The 10,131-nt window shown below is 62.4% G+C and carries 9 protein-coding genes; 7 read left to right on the top strand and 2 right to left on the bottom strand.

Annotated features, from left to right (window positions below; translation table 11 throughout):
- Positions 1 to 35: 35 nt before the first annotated feature.
- Positions 36 to 746, bottom strand: coding sequence for a glycosyltransferase family 2 protein (locus KOL99_RS19890; RefSeq protein ID WP_216512208.1), 711 nt, complete (start codon positions 744 to 746; stop codon positions 36 to 38).
- Between the two features lie 385 nt (positions 747 to 1,131).
- Here KOL99_RS19890 and ccsA point away from each other — a divergent pair, with 385 nt between their 5' ends.
- Genes ccsA through KOL99_RS19905 form a run of 3 tightly spaced genes read left to right on the top strand, consistent with a single transcriptional unit; the run spans position 1,132 to position 3,824 of the window.
- The gene (gene ccsA / locus KOL99_RS19895; protein ID WP_236026486.1) at positions 1,132 to 1,914 is read left to right on the top strand and encodes a cytochrome c biogenesis protein CcsA; all 783 of its coding nucleotides are present in this window, start codon (positions 1,132 to 1,134) and stop codon (positions 1,912 to 1,914) included.
- 30 nt (positions 1,915 to 1,944) lie between these two features.
- The gene (locus tag KOL99_RS19900; protein WP_216512210.1) at positions 1,945 to 2,457 is read left to right on the top strand and encodes a hypothetical protein; all 513 of its coding nucleotides are present in this window, start codon (positions 1,945 to 1,947) and stop codon (positions 2,455 to 2,457) included.
- 32 nt (positions 2,458 to 2,489) lie between these two features.
- Positions 2,490 to 3,824, top strand: a complete 1,335-nt coding sequence (locus KOL99_RS19905; protein ID WP_216512211.1) for a B12-binding domain-containing radical SAM protein — start codon at positions 2,490 to 2,492, stop codon at positions 3,822 to 3,824.
- Positions 3,825 to 4,080: 256 nt separating this feature from the next.
- Here the strand turns inward: KOL99_RS19905 and KOL99_RS19910 are convergent, their stop codons facing one another.
- Entirely contained in the window at positions 4,081 to 5,562 is a 1,482-nt protein-coding gene (locus KOL99_RS19910) for a LuxE/PaaK family acyltransferase (protein ID WP_216512212.1), read from the bottom strand.
- A gap of 330 nt (positions 5,563 to 5,892) precedes the next feature.
- On the opposite strand from KOL99_RS19910, the gene KOL99_RS19915 reads away from it, so the two are divergent.
- The 4 genes from KOL99_RS19915 to KOL99_RS19930 are packed head-to-tail and all read left to right on the top strand — an operon-like array spanning position 5,893 to position 9,943.
- A complete protein-coding gene (locus KOL99_RS19915; protein WP_216512213.1) occupies positions 5,893 to 7,416 on the top strand; it encodes a B12-binding domain-containing radical SAM protein in 1,524 nt (507 codons plus the stop codon).
- Between the two features lie 17 nt (positions 7,417 to 7,433).
- Complete coding sequence (locus KOL99_RS19920; protein WP_216512214.1) at positions 7,434 to 7,787, top strand: hypothetical protein; 354 nt, start codon at positions 7,434 to 7,436, stop codon at positions 7,785 to 7,787.
- 37 nt (positions 7,788 to 7,824) lie between these two features.
- Complete coding sequence (locus KOL99_RS19925) at positions 7,825 to 8,502, top strand: heavy metal response regulator transcription factor (RefSeq protein ID WP_216512215.1); 678 nt, start codon at positions 7,825 to 7,827, stop codon at positions 8,500 to 8,502.
- Positions 8,495 to 9,943: a heavy metal sensor histidine kinase gene (locus KOL99_RS19930; RefSeq protein WP_216512216.1), complete on the top strand. Its 1,449-nt coding sequence runs from the start codon at positions 8,495 to 8,497 to the stop codon at positions 9,941 to 9,943. Before KOL99_RS19925 ends, KOL99_RS19930 begins: the two co-directional genes overlap by 8 nt.
- The last annotated feature ends 188 nt before the right edge of the window (positions 9,944 to 10,131 follow it).

The raw sequence follows: 10,131 nt of genomic DNA on the forward strand, positions 1-10,131 counted from the left end.
CCCGGGAGTGGTTTGAGGTGGCATAGAAACGGCAGTCAGGTCCGGTCGAACAGGTTGTATTTGATGATGCAGCGCAGAGCCGAGATGCCATCCTTCCAGTTGATCTTCTTGCCCTCGGCATATTTCCTGCCGGAGTAGGAAACGCCGACCTCGTAGATGCGCAGGTCCATGCGGGCAACGCGTGCGGTGAATTCGGGCTCGAAGCCGAAACGGTTCTCCTTGAGGACCAGCCTTCGCGCCACCTCAGCGGTGAAGACCTTGTAGCCGGTCTCCATGTCGGTCAGGTTCAGGTTGGTCAGCATGTTGGAGAAAAAGGTGAGCAGCGTGTTGCCCAGCATGTGCCAGAAGAAGAGGACGCGATGCGGGCCTCCCCCGGCGAAGCGGGAGCCGTAGACCACGTCGGCCTTCCCCTCCAGGATCGGTTGCAGAAGCTCCCGGTAATCGCGCGGGTCATATTCGAGGTCGGCGTCCTGGATCAGGACCACGTCGCCCTGGACCTTCGGGAGGGCGGTGCGAATGGCGGCTCCCTTGCCCCGGTTCCGGTCATGCCTGAGGATAGTGATGCCTTCCACGGCAAGGAGCTTGTCTGCGGTAGCGTCGGTTGAGCCGTCGTCGACCACGATGATCTGGCAGGGATAGCCGCACTGCTTCACGTGCTCCAGCACCCGGGCGATGTACGCCGCCTCGTTGTACACGGGAACGATGACGGAGAGCGTCCGCATGGGTGCGATGTCATTGCCGGGCATGGAATTGGACCTGTCCTTGGTCGGAAGTTGATTTTTTTACTGAAGATGACTCACCACAGGCAAAAACGCCTCGTGGAGCGTTGCCACAATATGAATGAACACAACTATTTCGTCAAGGCGCAGGATGTCGTTACGTTCAGATATTGTGTGACGCAGGACCTGCTTCTCTCAGGTCTGCTTATGGCCACTAGCAGCCGGAGCGCACTGTGTGAGAAAGCTGGAACAGTGCGGGACGTATAAGGTTTGACAGGGCGGGACTGTGCATGTTTTAATGGGTGGTCCGGCGCTGCAGCCTGAGGGGCAGCCCTGTCGGAAACCTACTTCTGGAGGTGAATGGATGAAAGCCGAACTCTTGTTTTTCTGGACTGCGGTTGGACTGTATGGCTTGAGCACATTCTGTTACATCTTCGGTTTCATCGCGAACTACGACAAGCTGTTCCGCGCCGGCCTCTTCAGCGCGCTGGCCGGCTTCATCCCTCACGTGGTGGCGATCGCGATGCGCTGGGCGGCCTCCGGGGCGGGTGTTACTCCGTTCATCTCCATCTCCGAGTCCCTCAGCCTGGGCGTCTTCATGACCGTCCTCATTTTCCTCATTGCCGAGTTCAGCATCAAGAAGGTGCTCCCGCTGGGCGCGCTGGTCATGCCGGTGGCGTTCGTTCTTCTGGGGTGGGCCGGTACGCTGCTTAAGGAGGTTGCCGCCACCATCGCCCCCGCCCTGCAAAGCGGCTGGATCTGGGTGCACATCACCGGGGCCACCATCGGCTTCGCGTCGGTGCTCCTCGCGGCCGGCATGGGCTTTTTGTACCTCTTCAAGGAGAGAAACGACGCAGGGCTCGCGGCGAAGCTGCCGGAGCTGGCAACCATCGACCGGCTCTCCTACCGCTTCGTGGCCGGCGGCTTCATCATGTACGGCCTCATGATCATCTCCGGCGCCTACTGGTCCAACACCGTCAAGGGGAACTACTGGAACTGGGACCCCGTCGAGGTCTGGTCGCTCATCTCCTGGCTCATTTACGGGATCTATCTCCACCTGCGGGTCACCTTCGGCTGGCGCGGCACCAGGCTCGCTTGGTACTCGCTGATCGCCGTCGTGGTGATGATCGTCAGCTATTGGGGTATTCCCTTCGGCGTGGAAACCTTCCACGCGGGTTTCAGGATCCAGCACTGATTTCAAGTTCTTTCGTAGGAGATTCACCGTATGCGCATCATGCTTGTTCTCGCTTTACTGGCAGTCGTTTCCTTTTCGGGCGCCTACGCGTCGCCGTCCCCGGAAGTGATGATGAACCGGCCGTCCATGATCAGCCCGCACGGTGGCGGCACGGGCGGCCTCGGGCCCGCCAGGCCTATGGCCGACGTCATCAAGGATGCCACCCTACCGGGTTACCCCAACAAGAAGATCGGGGACGCCTTCGAGAAGTACGGTTACTTCAAGGAGAAGCACTGGTACGAGACCCGGGGCGCGGCCGGCAACTTCTACGTCGATTTCCGCGGCTCCAGCCCGACCGGGTGGTTCGATTTCAAGGGGCGCCGGGCCGGCATCGCCGAGAAGGGGGTGGTGCTGAAATTCGTCATCTACCCCAGCGGCGAATACGGCATCGTCATGGCGTCGAAGACCGTGCAGACCAAGGACGGCAAGACCACGGCCTATCCCATCCCCGACATCAAGGGCGTGGTGGACGCCATCTACGCCAACAAGAAGCTCGACCTGTAATCCCGGCGGGGCAACGCAAGCCAAGGTAATACATGAAACTTTGCATCATCTTTCCGCCGCTTCCCTTCGGTTGGACACCGGTCGCACCTCCCATCCTGGAATACCTGGCGGCGCTGACCCGCCAGGCGGACCCCTCCATCGAGATCCAGCTGATCAGCGGCAGCGCCACACCCGAGGCTTACAAGAGCGTCGAGTGCGACCTGGCCGCCATCAGCATCCTGACCCCGACCGCGGTGTCGGGCTACAACATCGCGGATTCCCTGCGCGCGCGCGGCATCAAGGTGGTCTTCGGCGGCATGCACGCCTCGGCCATGCCCGAGGAGGCCAAGGGGCACGGCGACGCCGTGGTGATAGGCGAGGCCGAGAGCTGCTGGCCGCAGGTCCTGAAGGACTTCCGCGCCGGGACGCTCCAGTCCTTCTACAAGGGGGAGCAACTGGAGTTGACCGGCATGCCCACGCCGCTCTACGGCATGCTCAAGAACAACCACCAGTTCCGCATCGTCAACACATCCCGCGGCTGCCCCTTCAACTGCACCTTCTGCTCGGTGAAACCCTTCTTCGGCGCCAAGATCCGCTTCCGTCCCATCGAGGACGTGGTGCGCGACGTGGCGGCCATCCCCGAGAAGATGTACGAGATCGGCGACGAGAACATCTGGTGGAGCAGCGAGACCAAGCGCGCGATCGAGCTCTTCACCGCCTTGAAGGGGAGCCCGAAGAAGTACATGGCCTTCGGGAGCCTCGGGCCCGTGCTGGCGCCGGAAGGTTCGCGCATGCTGAACGCGGCGCGCGAGAGCGGCCTGTTGTCGGTGTGGGTCGGGTGGGACGCCATCTCGGAAAAGAGCCTCAAGGCGTACAAGGCCAACGGCAAGATCGGCGTGGACCGCGAGCGCGCCGTGCGGACTTTGAAGGACCACGGCATCGACGTGTCGCTCTTCTACATGCTGGGGTCGCGCGAGGACACCTTCGACGACTTCAAGCGCGCCATCGAGGTGGCGGACCGGCTGGGCGTTTCCATGCACCCGTCGCTGGTGGTCCCCTACCCGGGTACGGTGCTCTCCCGCGAGTACGAGCCCTACATCTATCCCGAGCTGGGGTGGGAGTACTACAACGGCTCGTACGCGCTCTTCGATCATCCCGATCCGATGATGACCCCGGAGCTCCGCGAGGAGCATTTCTACATCAGCCTCCTGGAGCAGTTGAGCCTGCCGCGCGTACTCAGGCACATGATGAAGGTCCCCATGGCCGGCTTCCCGTACGCGCACATCCTGTCGCTCATGTCGCAGCTGCCGGTCAGAAAGGGCGTCAAGATCGCCTTCGAACAGTGGAAGGCGAATAGGGAGTCGGTGCGGGCCAAGAGGCAGAGGTAGAGAGGTAGAGGCAAGGAGGGAGAAACCTTCCCCCCTCCCAACCTCCCCCCTCCAGGGGGAGGAGAGTGGACAGCGGCCCCTGCGTCCCCCCCGGACAGGATCAGAGTTAGACGGTTGCTCTTGCGTCCCCGCCCCCGGAGGGGGAGGGACAGGGAGGGGGAAGCCTTCATGCCGTGGCGCCCCCCAAGATACAAAAAAAGCCCCCGCTGTACCTTTTGGTGCCTGCGGGGGCTCATGTTGCTCTCTTAAAATCAACCTACTTCGTCTTCTGCTCCGGCGCCGGCTTTTCCGACTTCAACCCGGCGGGGTGATCGACCAGCTTCTGCTTTTCGGCTTCGGCCACGAACCAGTCCAGCGGGCGCTCGGTCTGGTCCTTGAAGGCACCGAGCGACCGGTCACGCAGCTCGGCGGCTTCCTTGTCCGCCTGCGAAACGAGGATCTCGTCCACCACCTGCGGGCAGGAGGCGACCGAACCGGGACGCGCCTCGATCTCCTCGCGCACGCTCGGGGCGACCTTGGGGTCCTTGGCGAGCCGCATCTTCAGGTCGATGGAGAAGTTGGTGTAGGTCTCCAGCATGCGGAAGATGGCGGAGTCGCCCATGGGACCCATGGTGCGCTCCTCGTCGGGAAGCGGCGAAACCTTGCCGTTCTCGATCTTGGCGCGGCCGACCATCTCGCAGCTCCTGCCGTTGTCGGTGGTGTAGCCGAGATTGTCGGTGATGACCGCGAGGACGGTGGGGACGTTGGCCAGGTCCCAGTGGGCCAGAAGGCCCACCTCGCCGTCGGGAAGCGGCGAGAGGTCGTCGATGTCCATGGCCAGCACGCGGGACCAGGGCGGCACCGGGCGGGCCAGCTTCTTCTCGGGAAGCCCCTTGACGTGGCGGCGCAGCGCGTCGTCGAAGAGGTTGGTCGCAGTCTCCGCCTCACCCAGGACGTTGACGCAGTAGTGGCGCGGCACGTCGAGGATCTCCTGCACCATGTCGTAGTAGTCGTCGCGGGTCACCACGCCGAAGCGGCCGCGGTAGCCGCCGCCATCACAGACGCGGCTCCCGGCGGGAAGCTTGAAGGTGATCTTCTTGCGGCGGCAGGCCTGGAAGAAGTAGACGTAGGCGGCGGTAGCACCGATGAGCGCCACCGGGACGCCGCTCGCCTCGGACTCGCGCAGCGCCTTCAAAAGGTTCTTCACGTCGATGCCGGTCTTGCCGAGAAGAAACATGCTGTCCGGCGTGCCGAAGGCCTGGCGGGTCTGGTCCATGCCGATCGCCATCCCCATGGAGGGGGCCATCTCGGGGCTCGGGGCCAGGATCAGGATGCGGCAGCGCTTCCCTTCTTCGAAGTCCGGGAACAGGAAGGAGTTGGTCATCATCTTGTTGGCGCCGAAGACGAGCCTTTTCCCGTCCTCGTCGCGGAAGATGCGGCCGCGCTGGGTGAGGCTCGTGGTGCCGCCGGTCAGGCAGGCCATCACCGACTGCTCCAGCGGGAACGAAGCGACCAGGTGGGTCTTGAACACGTCGTTGTAGACCATGGGGACGTCCTGCCAGCGGCTGATGTCGCCGGGGCGGACCTTCTTCAGGTCGCAGAACTCGCGGAAGATGGCGTTGCTGTTGTACTGAAGCTCGAAGAGCTGCATGCAGTAGTCGTTGAACCTCTCCTCGCTGAGCTCGGCGTCCACCCCGGCTTCGATGATGGCGACGATCTCGTCCGTGAGACGATGGCTCAGGCTCTGTGTGTCGGACATGAATAACTCCTTCAAAAGAAGACTTTTGCGACTTAACTATACTAGCTATTGGTTGTATAGCAGTCAAGACTATTATTGTGACTATTAGTTAAGCAAATTTCCTTTTTGGAACTGGATTTTTGCGCACTTTTTAAGCATAACCACGTTCAGGTACTGTATCACCCAGGCCGGTTTGGTTGTGGCTGGTTCCGATTCAGTAACAGATATATTAAAGACATACGAGTTAGCCCTTTTCGTTTTGATTTTTTGATCACCTATGGCATATTGTAATTAAATAATAAGCAGAATTGGTTGTTGAATTATAGTTTTCACATAAACAAGGAACAGGTTATGAGCATAAAAAGAGTAGCCCTGGTCACGCCGCCGTACCATTCCGGTGTCGTGGAGTCGGCCGGGACCTGGCTCAACGTCGGTTTCGTCTATATCGCCGGCTCGCTGCGCGCGGCGGGGTACGAGGTCGACTACTACGACGCCATGAGCCTGTGGCACAAATGGCCGGAAATAGAGGAGCGGCTGCGCGCCTTCGCCCCCGACGTGGTCGCCACCACCTCCTTCACCGCTTCCATCGCGCACGCGCTGGAGTTGACCGCGCTGGCCAAGAAGATCAACCCGCAGGTGGTCACCGTGCACGGCAACGTACACGCCACCTTCTGCTACGACGAGATCCTCAAGGCCGAGCACGACACGGTCGATTTCGTGGTGCGCGGCGAGGGGGAGGTGACCCTGGTCAAGCTCCTCGACTGCCTGAATGCCGGCGGCGATCCCGCCACCGTGCCGGGGCTCTCCTTCTGGCGCGACGGCGCCGTGGTCGCGACCCCGAAGGCGGCGCCGATCGCCGACCTCGACGCGCTCCCCATGGCGTGGGACCTGGTCGAGTGGCCCATTTACCGCTACCGCGCCAAGAACAACGCGCGGCTCGCCATCGTCTCCTCCTCGCGCGGCTGCATGGAGAAGTGCTCGTTTTGTTCGCAGCAGCTCTTCTGGGAGCGCTCCTGGCGCGCGCGAAGCGCCGAGAACTTCGTGGCCGAGCTGGAGCTTCTGCGCGACAGCTACGGTGTCGAGGTCGCCATGCTCTCCGACGAGATCCCGACCTTCGATCGCGATCGCTGGGTGCGCATCCTGGACCTGATGATCGAAAGAAAGGTGGGCGTCAAGCTCCTCATGGAGACCCGGGTGGACGACATCCTGCGCGACGCGGACATCATGGACAAGTACCGCGAGGCGGGGGTCGAGCACATCTACGTCGGCGTCGAGGCGGGAGACCAGGAGACCCTGGACCTCTTCAACAAGAACACCAAGGTGGAGCAGTCCAAGGCCGCCATCGACATCATCAACAACGCGGACATCGTCTCGGAGACCTCGTTCGTCCTGGGGATGCCGGACGACACCCCGGAAAGCATCGCGAAGACCATCGAGCTCGCCAAGCATTACAACCCGGACATGGCCTTCTTCCTCGCCATCGCGCCCTGGCCGTACGCCGAACTCTACCCGGAGCTGGAGCCGTACGTGGCCACCCTGGACTACCGCAAGTACAACCTGGTCGAGCCGGTGATCAAGCCCAAGAACATGACCCTCGAGGAGCTCGAGCGCGAACTGGGGCGGGCCAGCCAGAAGTTCTTCATGCACAAGTTCCAGAACCTGCGCGAGCTTTCCCCCTGGAAGCAGGAGTTCATGCTGGCGGTGTTCGACATCCTGATCAACAACTCGTACCTTGCCGGCCAGATGCGGGCCATGATGAAAGAGGGGAAGCAGATGCCGCCCGAGGTGCAGGCGCTGGTCAAGACCGTGAAAGGGATGCAGCACGGCCACGATGACGGCCCGGCGCACCCGCACACCTTCGCGCCGATTCCCTGACGCGGCCGGAGGAATGAATGGATAGAGTGAAAAAGATCGCCGTGGTGCTAAACGGCTTCGTCCACGACTTCATGACCGGGTACTGGCTCTCCGCCCTCATCGCCGTCCGGCTCCTGCACGGTTTTCGGCTGGAGCAGCCGCTGGTCGCCGGTACGCTGGCGACCATCGAGCGCTTCTTCTTCTGGAACAGCGTGGCGGCGGCGGTGATCATCTTCGCCACCGGCGGGGTGCGCAGCTTCACCTACGTGGACAACTTCTACGGCACCGAGACCGAGGCGACCAGGCGCAAGATGCTGGTGATCAAGCACGTGCTGCTCTTCGTCGTGATAGGCGGGGGCATTTATTGGGGATACCGCACGGCGTTCTGTTGAGGGACGCGTCGGGCGAAAGCCTGGGAAAGGGCCTGGTATGAACTTCCTTATCATAGAGGATTCTGACAAAACAGCGGAACAGCTGCGCAAGGGGTTGGCGGAGGTCAGCATCAACGCCGACATCGCCGGTGACGGCCTGAAAGGGCTCGCCATGGCCAAGGAGAAGCAGTATGAGCTGATCATCCTCGACCTGATGCTCCCCGGCATTGACGGCTTCGAGGTGGTGAAGAGGCTGCGCCAGGCTGGGAAAAGCACGCCGGTGATCATGCTTACCGCGCGGGACGAGGTGCACGACCGGATCTGCGGGCTGCAGTCCGGCGCCGACGACTACCTGGTCAAGCCCTTCTCCTTCGGCGAGCTCTGTGCCCGGATCCAGGCGCTGTTGCGCCGGGGGCAGGTGCTGCAGCAGGACGAGGTGCAGGTGGCCGATCTCACCGTCAACTTTTTCGCCCGCAAGGCGACCCGCGCCGGCAAGCACCTGGAGCTCACCCCCAAGGAGTTCGCGCTTCTCTCCATGCTGATTCGCCGCGCCGGCGAGGTGCAGTCGCGCCTGCGCATCGCGGAGGCGGTCTGGAACCTCGGTTTCGACGCCAACCTGAAGATCGTGGACGTGAAGCTGGCCGGGCTGCGGGCCAAGGTGGACGGGCCGTTCGACAGGAAGCTGATCCACACGGTGCGCGGCGTCGGTTACGTGCTCGAGGATCGCGATGAGTGAGCCCGATTCCCGGGAAAGTGAAGGCCGGCGGCAGGTCCGCTCCATGGCCCACAACCTGGCCGTGCTGTACATCGTTTCCATCGTGATCGGCTTCGCCTTGTGCGCCCTGCTCCTGTACTTCAAGCTGGTGCAGCACATCCACGATTCCGGCACCGAGCAGTTGCAGGGGGAAATCAGCTCCGTGCGCGCCCTGCTGAGCACCCCCTCCGGCCTCCACGCCATCAGGCAGGTGATGCAGGCGGAAGCGCAGGGGGAAGACGCGACCAACTGCATACTGATGCGCATCGTGGACCGCGATGGGAACGTGATCGTCGATTGCCCCAACATGCGCGGCGTGCTACCCCCCGCCGCCTTTCCGCCGCCCGGAGACACCCGGTCGAAAAAGTACCACGCCCGCGGCGCCAACTACCTGCTGAGGACCGCGCGGCTCACCGATCCCGTCTCCGAGTCCCGTGACTGGCGCCTGCAGATAGGTCTCGACCTGACCGAGCACGATCAGCTGGTGGGGGTGTACCGTACCTACCTCCTGCTCTTTGGTCTGGGCGCCTTCTTCTTCGCCATTCCCAGCTCGTATATCGTCGTCAAGCGGGGCTTGCGGCCTCTGGACGAGTTCAGCGGCTCCATCAGGACCATCACCGGCAGCCGGCTCAACACCCGGCTCGAGCCGGCGCGCTTCCCGAGCGAGATGCACTCCGTGGTCGAGTCGGTGAACGCCATGATGGCCAGGCTGGAGAGCTCCTTCCAGAGGCTTTCGCACTACTCGGGGAACCTCGCCCACGAGCTGCGCACCCCGATCAACAACCTGATGCTGGAGGCCGAGATCGCCCTCTCGCAGCAGAGAAGCCCGCAGGAGTACCAGGAGATCATCTCCTCGAGCCTCACCGAGTACGAGCGGCTGGCCGCGGTGATCGACAAGCTGCTCTTTCTGGCCCGTGCCGACAACGAGAAGAACGACCTGATGTTCGAGAAGCTCGACGCCGGGACCGAGGTCGAGGAAGTGGTCGACTACTTCTCCGACGAGGCCGCCACGGCGGGGATTGCCCTGGTTTCGCGCGTCGACGCCTCGTTTTGGGGGGACCGGACCCTCTTTCGCCGGGCCCTCAGCAACCTGATCAGCAACGCCCTCGCCTACACCCCCGCCGGAGGGGAAGTGACCATCTCCTCGTCCAAGGGGAGTAACGGCGAGGTCGAGATAATCGTGGCCGACACCGGCTGCGGCATCTACTCAGAACACCTCCCCTTTCTTTTCGACCGGTTCTACCGGGCCAAGTCCGGCTCGCACCACAGCGGCACCGGCCTTGGGCTCGCCATCGTGAAGGCGATCATGGAAATGCACAACGGCGACGTCTCCGCCTGGAGTCGCCCCGGACACGGAACCACCATCACGCTTCAATTCCCGAAACATCCCTCCCTAAAAACCGGCGGCAAAGCCGAGTCGTGATGCGCCCGCAGCCATGCCGCCATCGCGCCTTTCCCCGTCTCGGGAAGGCGAGTCCGGCGCCGCGGTCGCTAATCAATTCGTTGCCATATCGTTACCTTTTTACGGTGATATCGCCGAAAAACGCCGCCCTTTCGCCGGGCGGCTGTGCCGCGTCGCCTTTAGTGTATACGTAAAGCCCGCCAACTCAT

This window comes from Geomonas azotofigens, from assembly GCF_018919395.1.
Classification (GTDB): Bacteria; Desulfobacterota; Desulfuromonadia; order Geobacterales; family Geobacteraceae; genus Geomonas; species Geomonas azotofigens.

Bases quoted from the DNA above. Each gene is read 5' to 3' on its own strand.
- KOL99_RS19910 (WP_216512212.1), bottom strand. From the start codon at position 5,562: ATGTCCGACACACAGAGCCTGAGCCATCGTCTCACGGACGAGATCGTC.
- KOL99_RS19905 (WP_216512211.1), top strand. From the start codon at position 2,490: ATGAAACTTTGCATCATCTTTCCGCCGCTTCCCTTCGGTTGGACACCG.
- KOL99_RS19900 (WP_216512210.1), top strand. From the start codon at position 1,945: ATGCGCATCATGCTTGTTCTCGCTTTACTGGCAGTCGTTTCCTTTTCG.
- KOL99_RS19930 (WP_216512216.1), top strand. From the start codon at position 8,495: ATGAGTGAGCCCGATTCCCGGGAAAGTGAAGGCCGGCGGCAGGTCCGC.
- KOL99_RS19925 (WP_216512215.1), top strand. From the start codon at position 7,825: ATGAACTTCCTTATCATAGAGGATTCTGACAAAACAGCGGAACAGCTG.
- KOL99_RS19920 (WP_216512214.1), top strand. From the start codon at position 7,434: ATGGATAGAGTGAAAAAGATCGCCGTGGTGCTAAACGGCTTCGTCCAC.
- KOL99_RS19915 (WP_216512213.1), top strand. From the start codon at position 5,893: ATGAGCATAAAAAGAGTAGCCCTGGTCACGCCGCCGTACCATTCCGGT.
- KOL99_RS19890 (WP_216512208.1), bottom strand. From the start codon at position 746: ATGCCCGGCAATGACATCGCACCCATGCGGACGCTCTCCGTCATCGTT.